The following is a 21,191-nucleotide window of genomic DNA, read 5'->3' as shown; positions in this document are numbered from 1 at the left end:
TGGGTGAACAGGTAAGAGCCGATCCCGCCTCCATTCGAGGAAGCTTAAAAGAGTCTACGGCTACCTGCAAAAGAGGTAAAATGCGGTAGGAAAAGAAAAAAAGCTGTATGGAAGGTTATTTTTATCCACGTTTAAGGAGGCCGACTTTATGACGGATCGACAGGAGCTTCATCCCTTTCGCGATTCGCGTGACCTCTTGCCAAACCCGGAAGCCCTGAGCCGGCAGATGCAGGAGGAGGGCTACCTCTACCTCTCCTTGCTGCTTCCTAAGGATGTGGTTCATGAGGTCTATGCAACCGTCCTAAAGTTATGTCAGGCCTATGAATGGGCCGATCAGCAGGGCTACGCCCATGGCCCGGCGCGTTTAGAAGGCAGCGACACCTGGTGGGAAGTCTACGATCCGCTTCAAAAACAGGAGGTCTTCCACGCGCTTGCCCATCGCCCTGAGCTGTTACAGCTTATGGAAGCCCTCTTGGAGGAAACCGTGCTTGTTCATCCTCGTAACATTGCACGCATCGTGTTTCCCGATGCCGAGTTCTTTAGCACCCCTCCCCATCAAGACTACCCACTGATTCAAGGGACACCAAACACCTATACCGCCTGGATTCCCCTTACCGACTGCCCCATAGAGCTAGGTGTTTTGGCGGTTCTGGCAGGTTCCCATCGTTTTGGCCTCATGCCGGTTCATTCGGCAACAGGGCCGGGCGGGCTGCGAGTGGAGACGGAAACGATGAATCTCCGCTGGCACGCCAGTGACATGCAGGTGGGCGATGTGCTGATCTTCCACAGCTATACCGTTCACCGTGCACTGCCCAATCGCACCACGAATCGGCTGCGCATATCAGCTGACTATCGTTACCAAGGTGCTTCCCAACCGATTGTGGAAGATTCGTTGATGCCCCATTATGGACGGTTAAGCTGGGAGCAGATATACGAAGGCTGGCAAAACGAGGATTTGAAGTATTACTGGCGCCGGTACTCCTTAAATATCGTGCCGCGAAACCTTGCCCTACAAACGCCGGTGGATTAACGAAGAATCTGATCGCTGGCAATCTCCTCAATACGTGCCTCACCAACGGTGTAGAAAGAGCCGGTTACGAGAATAAGGTCGCCAGCCCGGGAGTCGTCTAATGCTGCCTGTAGAGCGTCCCGCACGGTAGGATGAAGGCTCACCGACGAACAATAGCGTCGTGCGACCTCGGCAACCTGCTCTTTAGGTAGAGCACGCTTCCAATCGGGCTGTGAGCAGTAGACATGAGCGGCCTTAGCAGCAAAGAGAGAGAGCACCTCATCGGGGTCGTGACCGCTTAGCATACCGGTAACGAAGAGGATGCGCTTTAGGTTTTCTCGTCGGTAAATCGCGTCTACAGGCCCTATAAGCGCTTGAGCTGCCATGCCGTTATGCGCGCCGTCACGCACTAAAACCCGCTGATTAGTCAGCTTGGTTACCTCCATACGTCCTGGAAGGGTGCAGCGTGCCAAGCCTCTACGGACGGCCTCCTCGTCGAGTTGAACCCCCTGTCGTAGGAGTGCACTCTCCACAGCGGCTACCGCACAAGCGGCATTTGCCCGTTGATAGATGCCCTCCATTCGAACCTCTAGCCCTGAATAGAGGCGTGCCGGCGTCGCAATGGTTACACGAGCCGTCTGTTTTTCTAAATCCGACGCCGAGTCGGATACCTCTAACTGCCAAATCACTCGAGTTGGATCGAAGGTAGGGTGTGAAGCTTGACCAGGTAAAACACGTGCCAGAGGCGCCTCCCGCTGAAGCGCTGTGCGCTGAATGACCTCCAAAGCATCGGGATGATCGGTGGCGGTGAAACAGGGTATGCCGCATTTGATGATGCCGGCCTTCTCGGCAGCGATTTTGGCATGGGTGTCGCCTAAAATATGCATATGATCGAGGCCGATGTTGGTGATCACGGTTGCATCGGGCTGTACCACATTAGTGGCATCCAAACGTCCTCCTAAACCCACTTCCACACAGGCCCAATCCACTTTCTGCTCAGCAAAATAGCAGAAGCCTAGCGCGGTTTTCAGCTCAAACTCTGTGGTTTGGCCGTGAGGCCCCCTGGCGAGCTCCTCGACATAGGGCCGAATCAGGGTAACCAGACGCGCGAAGTCCTCACGGGGGATCTTCTCGCCATCTACCACCACACGCTCACAGGGGTCGTAGACGTAGGGCGAATAGTAACCTCCGACTCGATATCCTGCTTCACGCAGGATGGCCGCCGCCATTGCCGTCGTCGAGCCTTTTCCTTTCGTGCCGGTCACATGAATCACATGGTAGCGCCGATGAGGGTTTCCCAAACGCTCGCACAGCGCCTCAAAACGGTCGAGGCCTAGCTTCCACCCGAATCGTAGCAGGCTCGACATATAGGCTATCGCCTCTTCAAAATCCATCTGCTCTCCCCGATTTTGTCCTAGCTATTGTCTTTATCTTACCCGAGGAATGCAAGGATAAGCGAGATGGTACCTGCCAACTCAACGCTCTCTAGAGCTATCTATTCCTATTGCAATATAAAGTGGCACCAGCTCGCCCTAAACTCCTTTGGCAAACGAGGCCTCCTAGCTTAACATTCCCTTAACAGCAATTTAACACGAACTTAACCTGCAGCGTCGCACAATGATCTTGGTTATCGGATACATCAGTCCGTTAACCCTAAATACCCTCGGAACGCTAAGCAAAGGAGAAGAGACGATGAAACGACTCGTTCGTGGATTCACCCTCATTGAGCTGCTTGTTGTCATCGCGATTATAGCGATACTCGCAGCTATTCTGTTCCCCGTTTTCGCACAGGCGCGCGAGAAGGCGCGCGCCATCACCTGTATCAGCAACTTACACCAAATAGGTCTTGCAACGATTATGTACACCCAAGACTACGATGAGACCATGCCGATGGTCTCGCATGTGAGACTTCCTGGAGGCATCAAAACGCCAACAAACCCAAACGGGCTGATCATCCAGGACTACTATGTCATCCTGCAGCCCTACATCAAGAACGTAGATATGTTCTACTGCCCCGACCGAACCGACTGGCCTCTCCGTCGAAATGGCAAGCCCTACTGTGAAGACGGTATAAATCCCAGACACGTCTGCTTGGGTTACGGCTACAATCAGGGATTGGTAAGCGATGGCGGTTATGGGGTTGTAGGACCCGATCAGCCCGACCCTGGCAACCCTGGCAGCTCCTATCGCCCTGGCAGAGCGATCGCCGAGTTTGCAAACCCAGCTTCTCTGGCCGTCTTTGGCGACTCCTACGATACCCCTACCTACTCCATTACCGCAGACAATATCTTCAGCACTTTACCAGATGGGTTCAGCACCAGCAATATCCGCCATATGCAGATGCTAGGCTTCTGCTTTGCCGACGGGCATGCCAAACCCATTAAGTTCACAGCGGCAGAGTATAGCGGATATGGTCTCGTCGGCCTTCCAGCCAATAAGCAGGATGCTTTCGACTTCTGCTATAGCCCCGATGCTGTTGGAAACTACGCCATCGGCGGCAATACCCCTGTCTTTCCATCCTACCCCCTCCAAAGCGACGGAGAGACCTGCGCACAAGCTGTAGATGACCTCTATTCCCATTCCACGGTTAACCCTTAGGGGACACACGCCATGACATGGAAAACCAAAGCGTGGGCGTTGGTGCTGTTAGCCGCTCTGCTCTGCGCCGGTTGCGGCAGATCGGCCGACGTTCCGCAGGGGATGCGCACCACCCCCGGAATGAGCAGCAGCACCCTTAATACCATGACGGCACGTCGCCAAGCCACTATCGAGCGAAACAAAGACAAATAAACTTCAGTCTATCTTTTTGAACGGGGTCAGTAGGTTGCGGCCCTGCTGGCCCCTCTCCCCTTATTCTCTACGCCGCACAGAGGTTCGCTCTGCCTGTAAACCATCTTATAAGAAAGGATTCCTGTACAATGCGTCCACGTAACCTCACTCTCAGTAGGCTGACTATCTTGGGAGCAAGCCTCACATGGCTGGTTTTCGGACGTTTCCACGCCATCGCCAAAGACATGACACCGCTCGTCGCAGAGCCTCCTATGGAAGTCCCTAATAGTTCAGGCGGCTTCGACTACATGCTCTTTGACGCTCGGGGAAACCGTGTCTACGCGTCCCATCCGGGTGCTGGCCGCCTTACCATGCTCTCCGTCAAAGACAATCACATCACCGAGTACGACACCGACGGAAGGGTCAATGGCATCGCCATTGACTACCGTGCGAATCGTTTCTACGCCGCAGGAGGCAACCAAAAAGTAGTTATTTTCGACTACCGAACGATGAACAAGATCGGGGAAATACCCCTTCCCGGTCCCGCGGACGATATCGAATTTGATCCGGATAATCGCACGCTCTACGTAACCCATGATGACGGCACTGAGCTATGGACGGTAGATGTCGATCAGCAGAAAGTGACCGGTAACATCGCTATCGCCGGTGCCCCAGAGTACATCGAGTACGACTCAAAAACACATCGCCTTTACCAGAACATTAAAACGGCCAATGAGGTGCAGGTCATAGATCCATCCACAAACACCGTTGTCGCCACCTGGTCTACCGCCCCAGTGGAGTCGCCCCATGGTCAGGCGCTAGATGCAAAGCGAGGCTGGCTTTTTGTGGCGGGTGAGGGGAAAGCCGCAGCCATAGACTTAAAAACAGGAAAGGTCATCGCCTCTGTCACTTTCGGCTCCAACTATGTAGACCAGATCGCGTTCGACGCCGGCCTGAAGCGGCTCTATTGCGCCTGTGGCAACGGCGATTTGGCGGTGCTTCAAGAGACAAGCACCGGTCTAAAGCTGCTTGGCAACGTAGCCGATCATCGCGGATCTCACACGCTCGCTGTAGACCCTCGCACGCACACCGTATGGGTTTGCTATGGCGACAGCACACATAGCTACCTTCAGGCGTTTCATGCTGAGTAGAGGAAATTTGCAGTAGGGCTACGAAAAACTGATACGTGTACGGGCAGCTGGAGTATCCAGCTGCCCGTACTTGTAAAAACGATCCATTGTCTTTAGATGACAAAGAACTCGTCTTATCACCACTCCACAAACAACCATAGATGTATTTTGTGAGCTCAACTTTTTTGAAGCAGGAGAGTTCCTCCAGAAAGACGAAACTGTTTTATGTGCCCCTCTATCCAAGATACAAGATAACAAATATCGTCTCGACGACGTCCTTAGTAACAGAGGGCACAGGAGGAAAGGAGCTTCAGAAATGGTCTCTATCCATGGTGAACTACCGAAAACGATGAAGGCCGTTCGATGCCACGGCCCCGAAGACTATCGTTTAGAGGAAGTAGGTGTGCCCATGCCCGGCCCCGGCGAAGTTCTTGTGCGTGTGGAGGCATGTGGGATCTGTGCGTCTGATGTGAAGTGCTTTATGGGTGCGCCCCTCTTTTGGGGCGATGCCTTTCGAAAAGGATATGTGCAAGCCCCCGTTACCGCCGGCCATGAGTTCATCGGGCGGGTCGTTGCTTTAGGAGAAGGGGCTGCAGAGCGACACGGTCTTAAAGTGGGCGATAGGGCTATTTCTGAACAGATTGTGCCTTGTGGTAACTGCCGCTACTGCCGCACCGGCCGTTACTGGCTCTGCCTCGTTCATGATATCTATGGCTTCCATACCTACACGCATGGGGGCATGGCCGATTACATGCTCTTCCCTGATCGCGCCCTTGTCTACAAAGTGCCCGACGAACTGCCGGTGGAAAAGGCCGCTCTTATCGAACCGCTTGCCTGCTCGATGCACGCCGTAGAGCGAGCGCAAATTCAGTTTGGCGATGTCGTCGTTATCGCAGGGGCTGGACCGCTAGGGCTCGGCATGATCGCCTGCGCCCGTCTCAAGAACCCAGGATGCCTTATCTCCGTGGATAAAAGCGACCAACGGCTGCAGCTAGCTCAAAACCTGGGCGCCGACCGCATCTTGAACCCAGATAAGACCGATGTCGTACAGGAGATCCTCGATCTTACCGACGGATATGGCTGCGATGTCTATATCGAGGCAACGGGCCATCCGGACGCGGTGAACCAGGGGCTACGTGCCATCCGTAAAGGAGGCAACTTTGTGGAGTTCTCTGTGATGAAAGAACCAACCACCACCGACTGGACGATCATCGGCGACACCAAAGAGTTGAACATCTACGGTGCGCACTTGGGGCCGGGCTGCTACCCAAAAGTGATTGACTACCTGAATCGCGGCCTGCTAAAAACGGATGGCATCGTGACGCATAAGTTGCCTTTGGAACGATACCTAGAAGGCTTTCGTATGGTGCAAGCAGGGCGCGAGTCCATTAAAGTCCTCCTGCAACCTTCAGACGGTACGAAGTGACTCGCAGATGTTTTGTAGGAACCCTTTGGTAAGAGGCTAAGAGGTGCCGTTTCAATTCACAACCTGGTTCTGGCTTCTCTTACTGCCACCGCTTTATCTCTTCTTCGCGTGGCTCAATCGTAACACGTTCTCCGATCTGCCACTCCCTCGACGGCGCCTGGCACTGCTGGTGCGATGCCTTCTCGTCACGCTGCTGATCTTGGCCCTTGCCGGCTTTCAGTGGGTGCGAAGGGGACATCGTCTGGCCGTTATCTTCGCCGTAGATAGCTCCCGATCCATTCCTGCGGAGGACTTAGAATGGGCAAAGCACTACCTTGCTGACGCGCAAAAAGGCATGCACGCTCAGGATTTAGCCGGCCTTATAACCTTTGCTAAGGAGCCGCATATCCAAGCGCTGCCGGCGCACTCCTTTCCGACAAACTATCTGCAAGAGCCCGGCCCCACAGACGCCACCAACATCGCCGATGCCTTGCGGGAAGCGAAAGCGCTCCTCAACAGCATACCGGGTAACCCTGGCAAGCGCATTGTACTTCTCTCCGATGGAGATGAGACAACTGGAAACGCGCTTGGGACCCTATCGGAACTGCAAGCTAATCATATTCTTCTAGATACAGTGGTGCTGCCACACCATCTCAAGCAAGAGGCGCTGATAGAGCGCCTTGCCCTCCCAAGTCGTGTGAAGATCGGAGAACCGTTTGCCGTGCGAGCTGTTGTGGAGAGCCTTACAGCACAACCCGCCACACTTGTCCTTTTACGCAACGGCGAACCAGCCGCCCCTCAAAAGCATGTAACTCTTCATCCCGGTAAAAATCTTATATCGTTTTCTCAAACCATAGCTCATCCGGGAACCTATCGCTATACCGTTACTCTGAACGCTCCCCAAGATACCTTTTCTGAAAACAATAAGGGGGAGGGATTGGTATGGGTGCGCGGTAAGCCAACGCTGCTCTATGTGGCGGATAGTCCGGCCCTCACCAGCTTTCTGCAACAAACCCTTCGAAAAGAGAATATTGACGTTGCCTACGCCCCCCCTCAGGCCTTACCGACCGATGCAGCCTCCCTAGAAGGCTTCGATAGCATCTTCCTCAGCAATGTTTCGGCCACCGAGTTGTCAGATGCTCAGATGCGCGCCCTGCAAACAGCCTGTAGAGATTTTGGCATCGGCCTCGGGATGGTGGGCGGCGACCAGAGCTTCGGGGCCGGCTATTATCGGCATACCCCCATTGAGGAGGCGCTTCCGGTTAGCATGGATGTCAAGAAGCAAAAGCGCCTCCCCTCTGTGGCGGTAGCGCTCGTGATTGAAGATCTGGAAATTCCCACTACGGTCAACATGTCTATCGAAGCCGCAAAAGCCATTGTAGACCTTCTCGAACCTATTGATCAGCTAGGAGTCCTCGACTGCAACGGATTCTATTTTGGGCAGAACACCAACGGACAAAGCCCCGCCGGCACCTGGCGCATTCCCATGCAGCATGTCACCGACCCCAATGCCATTAAAGCCCAAATGCAAGACCTCACCAATATGGGCGATCCGCCTAGCTACATTCCCTTCCTGCTGGAAGCAGCCCGTGTGCTTAACAACACCGACGCCAAGATCAAACATATCATCTTTTTGGGGGATGGGGACGCTATCTATGAGGCCAATCAGAAACAGACTATAGCGGCCTTCAAGAAAGTGACATCAGAGGGGATTACGGTATCTACCATCGCATCCGGTGCCGATGCTATGGGTAAGCGCTACATGGAAGCCATGGCCATTCTCGGACATGGCCAGGCCTACGTGGCCGACTCGCCGCAAGAGTTGCCTCGTCTGCTTCTGAAAGACCAAGAGACCATCAGTCAACCCCCTATCATCGAAGAGCCTTTCGACCCAACTCCTGTAGATACAAGCGGCGCGCTCAAGGGCATCAATTGGAGCGACGCCCCTCCACTTCTCGGCTACGACGTGGTTTCGCTCAAACCCACGGCGACTTTGGGGCTTCTTGACGCCTCACCAGGGCGTAACAACCCCATCTTTGCTAGTTGGCGCTATGGGCTAGGGCGTTCTGTGGCGTTCATGTCGGACGACCGCGCACGCTGGGCAGCCCAATGGCTTCATTGGCCTGGCTATGCCAAGTTCTGGGCACAAACGGTGCGTTGGACGATGCGTCCCTCCCCGGCCTATGATTACGACTTACAAACCACTCAAGAAAACGGTTTAGGGCACATCACTCTCGATGCTGTGGACACACAAGGGCATTTCGTGGACAACCTCAAAGTCCAAGCCCATATCGTTCCTCCAGATAATGGCAATCCAACGCCTCCAAAACCCTTTGATATCCCGCTGCGGCAAACCGCTCCCGGTCACTATGAGGGCACCTTCGACGCTCCAGATACAGGCACTTATGCTATTAATGTACTCTATAAGACACCGAGCAGCAGCCAGTTGGTCTCCATGCCTACTGATCTCGTAAACCCCTATCCAGCAGAATATCGCGAGCTGGACGTAAATCGCTACCTGCTCAGTCGGCTAGCGGAACTCGGTCTTGGTCGGTATAACCCATCCCCGCAGGCCATCTTTGGCGCCGATCGGCCAGAGGAGGCCAGCCCGGTAGACCTCACCCTTCCACTTGTGATCGCCGCTTTGCTGCTCTTACCGGTAGACATTGCCTTACGCCGACTTGCCATAGATGCCAAAGCGCTGCAACGCGCATGGAACCGGCTTCGATGGCGTAGAAAGCCTGCAGAAGATGTTGAGCGCAGGCGTCTTTCGCGTCTTAAGAAGGCCAAACAGGCAGCTTTCAGCGAGCAACCGGCCACAGCGCAGCGCGCCGTTACCAAAGAGGCTCCTTCTGCACAGTCGATGTCGCGCCCCTCTATCGTGTTCTCTCGCCTTGAAGAGCCAATGCGGGGCGAGCCAAACTTGCCTCTAAAAGAGCCGGAGGCAGCCGAAGAACTCGCTCCTTCCGAAGAAGCGGAGATGGCTGGGCTTTCTCGCCTTATGGCGGCTAAACAACGCGCCCGTTCTCAGGTGGAAGTCTCAACGGAGCCCCGTGATGACCAAAATCCTCCCTAGTTCTGACCAACCTCCTTCTTGACACACTTGACCTAAATGAAGTATTATCCTTTTTGAATTCAACAATAGCATAGCGAGAAGCTTCTTATCGAGAGCGGTCGAGGGAGCCGGCCCAATGACGCCGCAACAACCACCTGGTTTTTCGGCCAGGCAGGTGCTAAATCCGGGCAGAGGTGCTTTGGCACCTACTGCGCAGATAAGAGGCTTGCACGCGCGGAGTAGGGACATAGGGACTTGTTAGGGAGTCCGTCCGATAAAAACGTTTTTTCTGGCGCGTCTGCAGCCTCTTCTGCTCTGCGGAAGAGGCTTTTCGCTTGCTTGCGCGGCTTTTTCGGCCGGACTCTCAAAGAAAGGAACAAACGACTATGTCCGAATTCCGTCTGTTTACATCAGAAAGTGTCACGGAAGGCCATCCCGATAAGCTGGCCGATCAGATCAGCGATGCGGTACTTGATGCCCTGATCGAGCAAGATCCTAACGCGCGCGTGGCCCTTGAAACCCTCCTTACTCGCGGCCTCTGCGTTGTTGCTGGCGAGCTTACCACATCCGCCTACGTAGAGATCGCCGACGTTGTGCGCAAAACCATTGTCAGTGTAGGCTATACCGACACCGCCTACGGGTTCGATGGTCATACCACTGGCGTCATGCTCGCCATCCAACAGCAGTCGCCGGATATTGCCCAGGGAGTGGATCGCGAAGACCCCAACGAGCAGGGTGCCGGTGATCAGGGATTGATGTTCGGTTACGCAACACGCGAAACCGAACAGCTTATGCCGCTGGCCATCACCATCGCCCATGACCTCACGCGCCAGCTGGCTGCCGTGCGCCGCAGCCACCCAGAGCTGGGATTTCGACCAGATGGAAAAGCGCAGGTGACCATCGCGCTAGATGAAGCGGGGCGTCCCCATCACATTGAGACCATTGTGGTCTCTACCCAACATGATGAGGCGCTCTCGCAAGAGGATGTGAAGGAGCGGGTATGCAACTATGTTATCGGCCCGGTGCTCCAGCGTTATGAGCGCTATGATCATGGAAACATTCGCTATTTCATCAATCCAACCGGCCGATTCGTCATTGGGGGGCCTCAAGCAGACACCGGTGTCACCGGCAGAAAAATCATTGTGGATACGTACGGTGGGGCCGCACGTCATGGAGGCGGTGCTTTTTCCGGAAAAGACCCCTCTAAGGTCGATCGCTCGGCGGCCTATACCGCACGCTATATCGCAAAAAACATTGTGGCTGCCGGGCTAGCTGACCGAGCGGAGATTCAGCTCGCCTATGCCATTGGCGTGGCACGACCTGTAAGCGTTATGCTGGACACCTTCGGTACCGGCAAAATCCCCGATGAAAAGATCGTGAAGCGGGTGCTAGAAAAGGTGGACTTGCGGCCTCGCGCTATGATCGAGCGGCTTCAGCTGCTCAATCCTGCCCGAGTACGCTACATCGAAACGGCTCGCAATGGGCATTTTGGCAATCCAGATTTTCCCTGGGAGCAGCTCGATCTAGCCGTTGAAATCGCATAGAGGGTTTAGCAATTTAGCAAAAAGAAGGGACCGTTCAGCGACTCTGATCGGTCCCTCTTTTTGCGCCTGGCCTTACAAGACAGAGCGAACCCAACAAGCTCATGGCTCCCCTACCAACCGCGGGTGGCGAGAAGCTCCTTCTCTTCTAAGGTATGAATGTCAAGGCTAGGCATGGGCTCCCCAAGGCCTTCAGAGATCTCGGCCAAGATTTTGGGATCGTTATAGTGAGCCACCGCATCCACAATAGCGCGTGCCCTGGCTTTGGGGTTTTCCGACTTGAAGATGCCCGATCCCACGAACACAGCCTCAGCTCCAAGCTGCATCATCAGCGCTGCGTCGGCTGGGGTCGCGATGCCTCCCGCAGAGAAGTTAGGGACGGGCAGTTTGCCTGTTCGATGTACCTCAACAACCAGCTCATAAGGAGCACGTAACTCCTTCGCCACCGCCATAAGCTCATCTTCTCGCAGAGACTGAATGCGGCGAATGTCGCGCATTACCGTGCGCATGTGCCGTACTGCCTCGACGACGTTGCCTGTGCCCGCTTCGCCTTTCGTGCGGATCATGGCAGCGCCCTCCCCAATACGCCGTAAAGCCTCGCCTAAATCGCGACAACCGCAAACGAAGGGGACCTTGAAAGCGTGCTTATTAATGTGGTTTTCCTCATCTGCAGGAGTTAGCACCTCGCTCTCATCTATGAAGTCCACCCCAATGGCCTCAAGGATCTGCGCCTCTACGAAATGCCCGATTCGGCACTTGGCCATCACCGGAATAGTAACGGCCTCCATGATCTCCTTGATCATTTTAGGGTCGGACATTCGGGCGACACCGCCTTGCTTTCGTATGTCGGCCGGCACGCGCTCGAGGGCCATCACGGCCACAGCTCCCGCCTCTTCCGCGATAACGGCCTGCTCGGCGTTGACGACGTCCATAATCACGCCGCCCTTCAGCATTTCGGCCAGGCCCACCTTTGTGCGCCATGTAGCCTTTTGGGCCTCATATTCAGACACGCTCATCTCTCATCTCCTTTCCGCACAGACATTGTACCCGCATCTGCGCCTCTTCCCGTTGAGAGAGCGGCAAGGGTGTGCAGTACGGTCTCCAAGGCCAAAACATGTTGCTCAAAAGGGAAAATAGGGGCAGGTGAATGTTCAGGGTCACGGAAGGTAGATTCATCCGCAGGAATGTGGAGAAACCCGGCTCGGGGTGGAGTTGGGAGCTGAGCGAGCAAATAGAGAACACGAAAGAACAGATAGTTGCAAAGATAATCGCCTGCATCGTCGGAAAGATGTGCGGGAATGCCACGTCCGTTCATTGCCTCGACAAGCTGTTGGACGGGCAGTGTTGCCTCTAAAGTCGCGGGAGCTCCCGGAGTAATAGGTCCTGGCGCTAGGCGCGTTTCATCCACATCGAGCTTTGCGGACGCTCTATTGTGTGCTTTACGCTCCACACGCCAAAAAGAGGAGTTGGCAGCTACACCGAGCATCAGCACATAATCAAACGGATGGCCGATCTCGGCACGTTGGCGAATCAGCGTTTCAACGGTGCAGGGCGCCTGCGTATACGAGACAGGAAGCGTAATGGCTGTAAGGCCAATACCCTCCATCGGGTGCCTTCCGAAATAGCGCACGAGTCGCTGTGAAGGGTTCTGTACAACGGCGCCAAACGGCCCGAAACCGGTAAGCAAAATCTGCACGCCCATTTTTTCCTCCGCAAGGGAGGTGTCACTCCGTTACGCGCCACACTCCCTGCTTTAAGTTATTACGATTCGGAGGGAGTGTTCTGCTTACCTTTCAGCGATCGTCTCCGCTGCTTAGCTGGAGACGGTAAAACGATCGGAGGGGGTGCTAGTGACTTTATCTCCGTTCTCAGGGGGGGCGGCAGTAGCTCCGGTAGAGGCCGACCGGGGGGAAGCGGCTCTAGGTTGTCTAGTCAAGGGAACTCACCACCGTATTTCGCTAAGAACTCTTTCACGCGTGCTTCAAACTCTGTGGCCCGTCTGTAGAGGGCATCCCGTTCTGCGGTAACCTGTTCGAGGCGGTTCAGGAGGTCCAGAATAACCTCTACACCGGCCAAGTTCACCCCCATATCCTGAGTAAGGCGGCGAATTTGCAGCAGTCGCTCCACGTCGGCTTGGGAGTAGAGCCGATTTTTGTTTCGTCGCACCGGCTTTATCAGTCCAAGTCGCTCGTACAGCCGAATGGTCTGTGCATGCATGTTGGTCAATTCGGCTACAACTCCAATCATATAAACCGGTTCATTTTTGTCGTGCGCTGCCATCGTCTCTCCCCCCTCTCTCACTTACTGCGTACAGCGTCGCCGCGCAGACGCGCTAGTTCTAATAGTAAACTCTTCTCTCGTTCACTTAGATTGCGTGGCACGGTAATGAGCACACGAGCATACGCATCTCCGGCCTTTCTTCCATTCAAAGGTGGCATCCCTTTTCCGGCCAATCGCAACTTTTGACCGGATTGAACCCCTGGTGGAATCACGATCTGCCGGCGCTGCCCGTCCAACATCTCTACAGTGGCTTCACCGCCTAGAGCAGCCACGGTGAAGGGCACCTCTAAATCAAAGTAGAGGTCTTGTCCATCCCGCTCAAAGCGCGGATGAGGCAACTGACGCAACGTGATGTAGAGATCGGCACGTCGCCCTTTGGCATCTGCCGGCCCCATTCCCTGCAATCGCAGCCGTAGGCCATCCCAAGCACCTGGTGGAATATTCACCTGCACGTTGCGTGGAGAGGCTATGTGTCCTGTCCCACGACAGCGTGGGCACACGGTAGCACTAAGGTCAAAACGTCCTTGAGACGTTCGTTTATGCCCAGAACCTCCGCACTCTGGACAGACATCCTCTACAACGAAACGGGCCTGTTTGGTCGCACCTCGATAGGCCTCCTCCAGCGTCATATCGAGTGCAAACTCGATGTCTTCCGCGGTGGCAGTCGGCGAGCGAAACCCAAAACCGAAGCCCGCATCGCCTCCGCGGAACATGCGAAAAATGTCTTCAAGGTTAATTCCTTCGGAAAACCGAAAGCTTTCGGACTGAAAGTCACCGAAGGGTGAGGAATAGCCACCTGAATCCCCAGGTCCTCCACCAAAGGGAGCTTGTTGCCATGCGTCTCCAAACTGATCGTAGCGAGCGCGTTTCTCCGGGTCGGAGAGCACATCATAGGCCTCCTGGATGCGCTTAAAGCGCTCCTCTGCTTCTTTATTACCAGGGTTGAGATCGGGGTGATATTTGCGCGCAAGTCGGCGATAAGCCTTCTTGATCTCGTCCGCAGTTGCATTGCGCGCTACACCCAATATTTCGTAGTAGTCCTTTTCGTTCACCGTTGGCATCACCCCACCTTCCTATGGTGCTCTTCTCTCTACGAAGAAACGTGTGAAAGCAAGGTACCCTTCGCCGCTATATAGCGGCGAAGGGGAACGAAAGATTACTTGAACTCCGTGTCAATCACGGTCTCTTCAGGCGATCCCTGCCCGCCGGCAGCACCATCCGAGCTATGCGTGTTATGTGTGCCCGCCGTGGCGTGTTGATAGACCGCTTCCGAGAGGCGATACATGGTCTGCTCTAGCGCTTGGGTTAGCTCTTGCAAGCGCTCAACGGAGGTATCGCTCGCGTTAATAGCCGATTTCAGGTCGCTGATCTGCTTCTCAAGGGTGGCCTTGAGGTCTAGCGGCACCTTGTCACCAAGGTCACGTATCTGTTTCTCCGCCGCATAGACAGCCGATTCGGCACGGTTGCGCGCCTCCGCCCGCTCGCGCTGTTTGCGGTCTTCTTCAGCGTGCTGTGCGGCCTCACGCATCATGCGGTCAATCTCCTCGCGGGTCAGGTTGCTACTGCCGGTAATGGTGATCTTCTGCTCACGCCCGGTACCGAGGTCGCGTGCCGACACGCTAAGGATGCCGTTCGCGTCAATATCGAAGGTGACCTCGATCTGCGGCACGCCACGCGGCGCTGGCGGAATGCCGGTGAGCTGGAAGTCTCCTAAGAACTTGTTGGCCGCAGCGATCTCACGTTCACCTTGATAGACTTTTACATGAACGCTGGTTTGCCCATCCTCTGCCGTGGTAAATATCTGGCTCTTGCGGGTCGGGATGGTGGTGTTGCGCTCGATGAGTTTGGTCATAACACCGCCCAGCGTCTCGATACCAAGCGACAGCGGGGTCACATCCAGCAACAGGATGTTGGTGCCTTTGCTGCCTCCTTCGCTGGCGAGCACGCTAGCTTGAATGGCGGCCCCCACGGCGACCACCTCATCCGGGTTCACCGTTTTGTTAGGCTCCTTGCCACCGCTGAGTTGGCGCACCAACTCCTGAATCATCGGCATGCGTGTGGAACCACCCACCAAGACGATCTCGTCAATATCGGAAGGCTTCAGCTTTGCATCGGCAAGGGCGCGCTCGAAGGGCCCTTTGCAGCGCTCCACGAGGTCGCGTGTAATGTCCTCGAATTTCGCCCGCGTCAGGGTTATATCCAGATGCACCGGCCCGTCCGGCGTAGAAGAGATGAAGGGCAAGTTGATGTTCGTTTGTGTAACCGTAGAAAGCTCTATTTTGGCTTTTTCAGCGGCCTCCCGCAAGCGCTGCAGCGCCTGTCTATCTTTGCGCACATCAATACCGGTTTCACGCTTGAACTCTTCGGCCACATAGTCTACGATACGCTGATCCCAGTCATCCCCTCCGAGATGCGTATCGCCGCTCGTGGCCAGCACTTCTAGCACGGAGCCTCCATCTTCGGTGGTACCGATCTCAAGTAGGGAGACATCAAAAGTACCGCCGCCGAGGTCAAACACTAGTACGCGCTCCTCTTTCTTCTTATCAAGCCCGTAAGCGAGCGCCGCTGCTGTCGGCTCATTGATAATGCGAAGCACCTTAAGCCCGGCGATTTCACCGGCGTTCTTGGTGGCGGTTCGCTGGGCATCGTTAAAGTAGGCAGGAACCGTGATGACGGCCTCCGTTACCGGTTCGCCTAAATAGGCCTCAGCGTCCGCTTTTAGTTTTTGCAGGATCATCGCCGAGATCTCTTCGGGCTTATAGGTTCTATCCCCAATGGTGATGACCTCGGAGGTTCCCATTTTTCGTTTGACGGAGATGACCGTTCGGTCGGGGTTAATGATGGCCTGGCGTTTGGCAGGCGCGCCCACAAGGCGCTCCCCGGTTTTGGTAAACGCCACCACCGATGGCGTCAAACGGCTTCCTTCCGAGTTGGGGATAACCGTAACCTCACCACCCTCCACCACGGCGATGACCGAGTTGGTAGTACCCAAGTCAATACCAACCGCTTTTCCCATATCCTTTAAATCCTCCAGGGTTCGTTTTTTTCGTCGCTATTGTCTTGAAGACACTAGTATTATACCATTTTAGTATGTCATTATCAAATTACGCACAGCCAAGAAGGACGGTTCCCTGCTCAATGACCTTCGAGATTTCTTCCCTTCCGAAAGCGTAGTATAATTCTAGAGACTACAGTACCCGATTCGTAACGGACAGAAAAGGTAGGTGTTGCATATGAGTGTTCCTTCTGCCTTGGAAGAGGCCGTTGAGTTTGCGGAAAATCCGGAACCCCGATGCCCTTGTGTTCTTCTGCTCGATACATCCGGCTCAATGAACGGCCCTGCGATAGATGCCCTCAATGAAGGGTTAAAAACATTTAAAAACGACCTTATGCGCGACCCGCTCGCCTCAAAGAGAGTGGAGGTTGCCATAGTGGCCTTCAATAACGACGTGACGGTGGTTCAAGATTTCGTCACAGCCGATCAGTTCGATCCGCCTACCCTGACTGCGGGCGGCATGACCCATATGGGAACCGCCATCAACAAAGCCCTTGACATGATCGCCGCCCGAAAAGCTCAATATCGCGCCAACGGCATCGCTTACTATCGCCCCTGGGTCTTTCTCATCACCGATGGAGCCCCACAAGGCGAGCCGGAAGAGGTTGTGGAGCGTGCCGCCCAAAGGGTTCGAGAAGAAGAGGCCGCCAAACGGGTTGCCTTTTTTGCCGTTGGTGTGGAAAACGCGGATATGAACAAACTGGCTCAAATCGCTGTACGAACGCCCGTCAAACTCGTTGGCCTGAATTTTGTTGAGATGTTTGTTTGGCTCTCAGCCTCCATGCAAAAGGTATCGCAATCTCAAGTGGATGAACAGGTGGCCCTTCCACCACCAGGATGGGGTACGGTTTAACGGTGACATACAGTGGGGTTTGGAAGGTCATCTCGGCTTCTGTTGCGGGAACAGGTCATGTGCGTGCCGGATTGCCTTGTCAGGACGCTCATGACTGCCTCGTCTTACCAAGAGGCCTGCTCTTGATCGCCGTTGCCGATGGCGCCGGTTCTGCGCAGTACGGCCAACTCGGCGCGAGCTTGGCCGTAGAAAGCTCTCTTCGCTTCTGCGCCGAGCAGGCAGAGGGCCTTCATGAGGAATTGCAGGTACAAAAACATCTCATTGGCGGCCTCTGCGCGGCACGAGAGCGCCTAGAACACGAGGCCGAAACACAACAGGTAGAGCTGCGTGAGCTGGCCTGCACGCTGCTCCTTGTAGCCGCAACCCCTCGCTTCGTTGCCGCCGCGCAAATAGGTGACGGCACTAGCGTTGGGCTTTTCCCTAACGATACCTTACGCACCCTTACCCGCCCTCCACAAACCGAGTACGTTAATGAGACCCTGTTCTTGACCTCTTCCTCTAGCCTGGAAGCGGCTCAATTTGTCTTCCAGCCAGAGGCGCCTTGGGGCATCGCTGTCACTACCGACGGCCTGCAACGCCTCGCGCTCAAACTGCCGCAGGGTGAACCCCACGCGCCCTTCTTTCTTCCGCTCTTTCGATTCGCCGCCAATACAGGCTCCGATAGCCGACAACAGCTGGAAAACTTTCTTCGATCGCCACGCATCGCAGAACGCACCGACGACGACTTAACGCTTGTGCTTGCCGTACGCCGTTGTGAACCGCATGGCCGAACCCTTTAACTTCGATGCGCCTTATTCGCAAATCTAATGGTTCCAACATCCTTGTTGATATGAATCATCCGCTCGGTTCGGGCGGAGAGGCACGGGTTTTTGCGGTTACCGACGCGGAACGACTTTGCGCAAAAATCTACCACCAGCCAACCCCAGAACAGGTACGTAAGCTTACCGTTATGGTGGAAAATCCCCCAGATATCCCTATCTCCGGCGCCGACCATCACTCGATCGCTTGGCCGATAGACCTGCTCTATCATGCCTACGGCAGTCGAAGTTTTGCCGGCTTCCTTATGCCGCGCGTCAGCGGTATGCGCCCGCTCTTTAACGTCTACAATCCGGCCATTCGCCGCAAGGAGACCCCTCTCTTTACTTACGAATATCTCTATACGGCTGCCATCAACGTGGCTTGGGCTGTTCGCGCTCTGCACCAACGAGGCTATGTGATCGGCGATATCAACGAATCGAACATCCTTGTTAAAGACACCGGCCTCGTGACCCTGGTGGATACCGACTCGTTTCAAGTGCATGACCCTGTTCGGAAGATGACCTATCGCTGCCCCGTTGGAAAGCCGGACTATACCCCTCCAGAGCTTCAAAACTGCAATTTCCGCACCATAGATCGCAAGCCAGAACACGACCTCTTTGGGCTAGCCGTTCTTATCTTTCAGCTGCTTATGGAGGGCACGCATCCCTTTTCCGGCATCTATTTAGGCCACGGAGACCCTCCCCCCTACAGTGAACGCATTCGCGCCGGCCATTATCCCTATGGAGCACGCCCTGTACCCTATAAGCCCATGCCACAGGCCCCGCCTATGACGCTTTTGCCTCCAACCCTCAGAGCTCTCTTCGCCCGATGTTTTGAGGATGGTTTCCAAGACCCTTCGGCCCGTCCAGACGCAGCCACCTGGAGCGCCGCCCTAAAAGAGGCTGCGGCTTCACTTACGGTTTGCGCTGAGAACCCCCTCCACCGCTATGGCGCCCACCTTAATCGCTGCCCTTGGTGCGAACGCAAGGCATTGTTAGGAGGGCGCGACCCTTTTCCACCCGAACCGCAGGAGCCGATCAAACGCCCCTCACGGTCGCAGCCGGCACGCTACCCGGTTACCCTGCCCCCTCACAATCTCCCTTCCCCTCAGCCCACACAAGCATCGCCGGCTGTTTCAGCATCGCCTCAAGCGATCACCACGCCTCAAACAGTTCCCACTTCTGGATCGGCCAGCGTGCCCTCCGCAATGTCGTGGCCTATAGCCCCCTCGGCCTACTATAACTCCTATAACACCCCCCTGCCCCGCCTACCCTCCTTACCACCCTATCCAGCAGCCACGTGGGCGGCCGGCGTTTTGGCACTCCTAGCTATTTTTCTCCCCGTACTGCATCTCGTTACAGGTCTGTTTGCACTGATAGCTGCCATCATAGGATGGAAGGTCGCCCGGGCCGGTAGACCCATGGCCTTTCTCTCCGGCCTTACAGGCGCCTTAGCGATTACCGTGGTGCTTGCCCACGCGGCGGAAAGGCGCTATATCCCCGCCTACGTGCGTACTATCAACGAAAGTGGCCCCATCTACTCCGTAGCTTTTTCACCGGATAGCAGTACGGTGGCCACCGCCATGGGACGCAACGAAGACCAACGCCTTATTCCCGGTGAGCTGAACCTTTACGATACCGTTGAAGGGACACTCGATCGCTCTATCACAGGCATCGGCAGCGTCACCGCCGTTGCTTACTCGCCAAACGGAAAACTGTTAGCAAACGGCACCGATGCTGTTCTTCTTAACGGGAGCGTTCGACTACGCGATGCCCACAGCTATCTAACCCGTGGCGAACTCAACGGTTTTCAAGGTGATGTAAGTGCTTTAGCCTTCTCGCACGACAGCCGATGCCTCGCGGTAGGCACGCGCGCACGTACCGTGGAGGTTTGGGACGTGCATCGGCTCTATCCGGTGGCGCAAATCCCTGCACCCGGCGAAGTGTTCGGCGTGGCTTTTTCTAACGACAATCGTCTCGTTGCCATCGCAAGCGGGTCGGTTACGAGCGGGCTTCCCGGCCATGTTTGCATATACGATCTTTCAACAGCACGCTTTCTCTGGAATCATCGCGCCCACGGCGCACAAGCGCTCTCCGTGGCGTTCTCTCCGGATGATAAGGTTCTGTACAGCGCGGGAGTAGACAACGCGATACGCGTTTGGGATGTCCATACCGGAAAGCTACTGCGCATGGTAAGTGACAATGAAGCTGGCGGCCTGAATGCGGTGGCACTCTCGCCGGATGGCACGAAAGCGGTAACCGGCAGTACCGATGGTGTCGTGCGCCTATGGGATCTGGATACTGGTCAGGTACTTTATCGGTTTGTTCCGCCGACCAGCACCTCTCAGGAGGAAGACAGCATTGTCAATGCCGTGTCCTACGCTCCCAACGGCCGCTTCATCGCCGCAGGAACTCAAGGGGGCACGCTCTATATTTGGAGGGTGCCAGTTCGCTTTGTTCCTTCACAAAAACGCTAAAGGGCCGTCTGATCAAAGGCTTGCAAGGCCTCTTCCATGATCATCACGCTGGCGCTACAGCCGATTCTATCCGCCCCCGCCTCCAGCATCGCCAACGCTGCACGCCAGGTACGAATTCCTCCCGCAGCCTTTACCTTGCACCGCTCCCCGGCCACTTGCCGCAGCAGGCGTACATCCTCGATGGTTGCACCGCCCGAAGCAAAACCGGTGGAGGTTTTGAGATAATCGGCGCCGCCTTCTAACGCTACCTCCGCCGCATGCCGCTTCTGATCGGCGTTGAGTAGAGCACACTCTAAAATAACTTTCAATACTCCTCCAGTTGCGTGCACGCGCTTTGCTACCTGCTGAACCTCCGTGGCAACCAGCTGCCAATCGCCGTCTTGCACGGCGCCAAGGTCAATCACCATATCGAACTCAGAGGCTCCCTTCTCTTGTGCGCGTTCCACCTCATAAACCTTTACGGCGGTTCCACTCGCCCCATGGGGAAACCCTATCACAGTGCCTACGGCGATGCCCGTGTTCTCAAGCTCCTGTACCGCAAGAGCTACGCGCACCGGCTGAACACAGACCGAAGCGAATCCGTATGCACGTGCTTCTGCACAGAGCCGCCGAATATCGTCCGCAGAAGCTTCAGGGCGTAAAAGCGTATGGTCTATGCATTTTGCCAGCGCCTGTGGAGAACAGATAGCCATATTTTTAGCTCCATCCAAAGTTCAAAATCCTGTATGTTATACCTGTCTAAAGTCTCTATAATGCAGCAAAATCGCAGCAACGCGCCCACCGCAAAACCCGTTGCCCTTGACAGGGTTGAATGAACAAA

At 55.3% G+C, this 21,191-nt stretch carries 17 protein-coding genes and 1 riboswitch; of the genes, 10 read left to right on the top strand and 7 right to left on the bottom strand.

Translation table 11 applies throughout. The features are described 5' to 3' along the window. The first annotated feature begins 148 nt into the window (after positions 1-148). Positions 149-1,030: a phytanoyl-CoA dioxygenase family protein gene (locus CCALI_RS13040; RefSeq protein WP_016483942.1), complete on the top strand. Its 882-nt coding sequence runs from the start codon at positions 149-151 to the stop codon at positions 1,028-1,030. Here the strand turns inward: CCALI_RS13040 and CCALI_RS13035 are convergent. Then, positions 1,027-2,403: a bifunctional folylpolyglutamate synthase/dihydrofolate synthase gene (locus tag CCALI_RS13035; RefSeq protein ID WP_016483941.1), complete on the bottom strand. Its 1,377-nt coding sequence runs from the start codon at positions 2,401-2,403 to the stop codon at positions 1,027-1,029. The genes CCALI_RS13040 and CCALI_RS13035 overlap by 4 nt on opposite strands. Positions 2,404-2,701: 298 nt before the next feature. On the opposite strand from CCALI_RS13035, the gene CCALI_RS16510 reads away from it, so the two are divergent. The 6 genes from CCALI_RS16510 to metK all read left to right on the top strand — a co-directional run bounded on the left by CCALI_RS16510 (position 2,702) and on the right by metK (position 10,912). Beyond that, positions 2,702-3,607, top strand: a complete 906-nt coding sequence (locus tag CCALI_RS16510; protein WP_016483940.1) for a DUF1559 family PulG-like putative transporter — start codon at positions 2,702-2,704, stop codon at positions 3,605-3,607. Positions 3,608-3,619: 12 nt separating this feature from the next. Further along, entirely contained in the window at positions 3,620-3,799 is a 180-nt protein-coding gene (locus tag CCALI_RS13025) for a hypothetical protein (RefSeq protein WP_016483939.1), read from the top strand. A 128-nt stretch (positions 3,800-3,927) separates the two neighbouring features. Next, positions 3,928-4,929 carry a YncE family protein gene (locus tag CCALI_RS13020; RefSeq protein ID WP_016483938.1) on the top strand — a complete coding sequence of 334 codons (1,002 nt, stop codon included), beginning with the start codon at positions 3,928-3,930 and terminating at the stop codon, positions 4,927-4,929. Positions 4,930-5,224: 295 nt separating this feature from the next. Next, the gene (locus tag CCALI_RS13015; RefSeq protein WP_016483937.1) at positions 5,225-6,334 is read left to right on the top strand and encodes an erythritol/L-threitol dehydrogenase; all 1,110 of its coding nucleotides are present in this window, start codon (positions 5,225-5,227) and stop codon (positions 6,332-6,334) included. Positions 6,335-6,377: 43 nt separating this feature from the next. Further along, on the top strand, positions 6,378-9,389 hold the full coding sequence (locus CCALI_RS13010) for a glutamine amidotransferase (protein WP_016483936.1): 3,012 nt from the start codon (positions 6,378-6,380) through the stop codon (positions 9,387-9,389). A gap of 82 nt (positions 9,390-9,471) precedes the next feature. Then, positions 9,472-9,592: riboswitch (SAM riboswitch) on the top strand. A gap of 162 nt (positions 9,593-9,754) precedes the next feature. Further along, entirely contained in the window at positions 9,755-10,912 is a 1,158-nt protein-coding gene (metK, locus tag CCALI_RS13005) for a methionine adenosyltransferase (RefSeq protein WP_016483935.1), read from the top strand. A gap of 110 nt (positions 10,913-11,022) precedes the next feature. Here metK and pdxS read toward each other — a convergent pair whose 3' ends face one another. The 5 genes from pdxS to dnaK form a co-directional block, all read right to left on the bottom strand. After that, on the bottom strand, positions 11,023-11,925 hold the full coding sequence (pdxS, locus tag CCALI_RS13000; protein WP_016483934.1) for a pyridoxal 5'-phosphate synthase lyase subunit PdxS: 903 nt from the start codon (positions 11,923-11,925) through the stop codon (positions 11,023-11,025). Continuing rightward, positions 11,922-12,611: a pyroglutamyl-peptidase I gene (locus CCALI_RS12995; protein WP_016483933.1), complete on the bottom strand. Its 690-nt coding sequence runs from the start codon at positions 12,609-12,611 to the stop codon at positions 11,922-11,924. Before CCALI_RS12995 ends, pdxS begins: the two co-directional genes overlap by 4 nt. 230 nt (positions 12,612-12,841) lie before the next feature. Beyond that, positions 12,842-13,189 carry a MerR family transcriptional regulator gene (locus tag CCALI_RS12990; protein ID WP_016483932.1) on the bottom strand — a complete coding sequence of 116 codons (348 nt, stop codon included), beginning with the start codon at positions 13,187-13,189 and terminating at the stop codon, positions 12,842-12,844. A gap of 17 nt (positions 13,190-13,206) precedes the next feature. After that, on the bottom strand, positions 13,207-14,250 hold the full coding sequence (locus CCALI_RS12985; RefSeq protein WP_016483931.1) for a DnaJ C-terminal domain-containing protein: 1,044 nt from the start codon (positions 14,248-14,250) through the stop codon (positions 13,207-13,209). 95 nt (positions 14,251-14,345) lie between these two features. Then, the gene (gene dnaK / locus CCALI_RS12980; protein ID WP_016483930.1) at positions 14,346-16,205 is read right to left on the bottom strand and encodes a molecular chaperone DnaK; all 1,860 of its coding nucleotides are present in this window, start codon (positions 16,203-16,205) and stop codon (positions 14,346-14,348) included. A gap of 217 nt (positions 16,206-16,422) precedes the next feature. On the opposite strand from dnaK, the gene CCALI_RS12975 reads away from it, so the two are divergent. Genes CCALI_RS12975 through CCALI_RS15510 form a run of 3 tightly spaced genes read left to right on the top strand, consistent with a single transcriptional unit; the run spans position 16,423 to position 20,371 of the window. Further along, positions 16,423-17,097: a vWA domain-containing protein gene (locus tag CCALI_RS12975; RefSeq protein WP_016483929.1), complete on the top strand. Its 675-nt coding sequence runs from the start codon at positions 16,423-16,425 to the stop codon at positions 17,095-17,097. Between the two features lie 2 nt (positions 17,098-17,099). Further along, the gene (locus CCALI_RS12970) at positions 17,100-17,876 is read left to right on the top strand and encodes a PP2C family serine/threonine-protein phosphatase (protein WP_197409313.1); all 777 of its coding nucleotides are present in this window, start codon (positions 17,100-17,102) and stop codon (positions 17,874-17,876) included. A gap of 5 nt (positions 17,877-17,881) precedes the next feature. After that, positions 17,882-20,371 (top strand): protein kinase domain-containing protein, encoded by a 2,490-nt coding sequence (locus tag CCALI_RS15510; RefSeq protein ID WP_016483927.1) that lies wholly within the window; start codon positions 17,882-17,884, stop codon positions 20,369-20,371. On the opposite strand, the gene deoC is transcribed toward CCALI_RS15510, so the two are convergent. Continuing rightward, on the bottom strand, positions 20,368-21,063 hold the full coding sequence (gene deoC, locus CCALI_RS12960; protein ID WP_016483926.1) for a deoxyribose-phosphate aldolase: 696 nt from the start codon (positions 21,061-21,063) through the stop codon (positions 20,368-20,370). The genes CCALI_RS15510 and deoC overlap by 4 nt on opposite strands. Positions 21,064-21,191 lie beyond the last annotated feature (128 nt).

Origin of the sequence: Chthonomonas calidirosea T49, from assembly GCF_000427095.1 — a bacterium.
Taxonomy (GTDB): Bacteria; Armatimonadota; Chthonomonadetes; order Chthonomonadales; family Chthonomonadaceae; genus Chthonomonas; species Chthonomonas calidirosea.
This window is presented reverse-complemented; position numbering and strand designations above follow the sequence as displayed.

Coding starts and splice junctions, on each gene's coding strand:
- CCALI_RS15510 (WP_016483927.1), top strand. CDS start 17,882: ATGCGCCTTATTCGCAAATCTAATGGTTCCAACATCCTTGTTGATATG.
- CCALI_RS12975 (WP_016483929.1), top strand. CDS start 16,423: ATGAGTGTTCCTTCTGCCTTGGAAGAGGCCGTTGAGTTTGCGGAAAAT.
- CCALI_RS12990 (WP_016483932.1), bottom strand. CDS start 13,189: ATGGCAGCGCACGACAAAAATGAACCGGTTTATATGATTGGAGTTGTA.
- CCALI_RS13040 (WP_016483942.1), top strand. CDS start 149: ATGACGGATCGACAGGAGCTTCATCCCTTTCGCGATTCGCGTGACCTC.
- CCALI_RS13020 (WP_016483938.1), top strand. CDS start 3,928: ATGCGTCCACGTAACCTCACTCTCAGTAGGCTGACTATCTTGGGAGCA.
- CCALI_RS16510 (WP_016483940.1), top strand. CDS start 2,702: ATGAAACGACTCGTTCGTGGATTCACCCTCATTGAGCTGCTTGTTGTC.
- CCALI_RS13025 (WP_016483939.1), top strand. CDS start 3,620: ATGACATGGAAAACCAAAGCGTGGGCGTTGGTGCTGTTAGCCGCTCTG.
- metK (WP_016483935.1), top strand. CDS start 9,755: ATGTCCGAATTCCGTCTGTTTACATCAGAAAGTGTCACGGAAGGCCAT.
- CCALI_RS12985 (WP_016483931.1), bottom strand. CDS start 14,250: ATGCCAACGGTGAACGAAAAGGACTACTACGAAATATTGGGTGTAGCG.
- pdxS (WP_016483934.1), bottom strand. CDS start 11,925: ATGAGCGTGTCTGAATATGAGGCCCAAAAGGCTACATGGCGCACAAAG.
- CCALI_RS13015 (WP_016483937.1), top strand. CDS start 5,225: ATGGTCTCTATCCATGGTGAACTACCGAAAACGATGAAGGCCGTTCGA.
- deoC (WP_016483926.1), bottom strand. CDS start 21,063: ATGGCTATCTGTTCTCCACAGGCGCTGGCAAAATGCATAGACCATACG.
- CCALI_RS12995 (WP_016483933.1), bottom strand. CDS start 12,611: ATGGGCGTGCAGATTTTGCTTACCGGTTTCGGGCCGTTTGGCGCCGTT.
- CCALI_RS13035 (WP_016483941.1), bottom strand. CDS start 2,403: ATGGATTTTGAAGAGGCGATAGCCTATATGTCGAGCCTGCTACGATTC.
- dnaK (WP_016483930.1), bottom strand. CDS start 16,205: ATGGGAAAAGCGGTTGGTATTGACTTGGGTACTACCAACTCGGTCATC.